Here is a 771-nt window from a genome sequence, read left to right on the forward strand (position 1 = left end):
TGATGAACTCCGCCGTCTGGCGCACAACCTGACATGGCGGGAAATCCAGAACGGCGCACTGAAATCTGCATACGAAAGTTTACAGCGTAGTGAGCAACAGGAGCGCACACATGGAAAATGAACAACGCCCCACCCGTGGCCGTCTTTCCAAAGTGGATTTACTCCCGGACAGCATCCGGGAGCAGTTGCATCAGATGCTGCGGGAAAAGCGGCACACGCAGGAAGAAATCCGCGAAGCCATCAATGCCCTGATTGACGAACATAACCTGCCGGAAGAGATGCAGTTAAGCCGGACGGGCTTAAACCGCTACGCCATCCGCATGGAAAAAGTCGGGGCAAAAATCCGTGCCTCCCGCGAAATGGCCGAAGTCTGGGCGGCAAAGCTGGGTTCCGCGCCAACATCAGACGTCGGCAAGCTGCTGATGGAGTTTGTAAAAACGCTGGCCTTTGAAACGTCCATGTCGATGGCAGAAGACGACAAACCTGTTGCACCGAAGGCGCTGGGCCAACTGGCGCTGGTTGCCCAGCGTCTGGAAGTGGCAGCCATGACCAGCCATAAACGCGAGAAAGCGATCCGCGATGCGTTTGCGCAGGAGATGGCAGAGAAAACCGAAGAGCTGGTCAGAACGGGCGGTCTGTCGGGCGGTGCGGCTGACACCATCAAACGTGAAATTCTGGGGATTAGCGCATGACACAAATGGACACGTTCAGTGAATATGATGTTCTGCTGCCGTATCAGAAACGCTGGGTGGCGGATGATGCCGACCTGAA

At 55.9% G+C, this 771-nt stretch carries 1 protein-coding gene; it reads left to right on the plus strand.

What is annotated here, in order from left to right:
• Nucleotides 1-110: 110 nt before the first annotated feature.
• Entirely contained in the window at nucleotides 111-692 is a 582-nt protein-coding gene (locus A9587_RS24240) for a DUF3486 family protein (RefSeq protein WP_000426825.1), read from the plus strand.
• Nucleotides 693-771 lie beyond the last annotated feature (79 nt).

This window comes from Escherichia sp. MOD1-EC6162, from assembly GCF_002965125.1.
GTDB lineage: Bacteria > Pseudomonadota > Gammaproteobacteria > Enterobacterales > Enterobacteriaceae > Escherichia > Escherichia marmotae.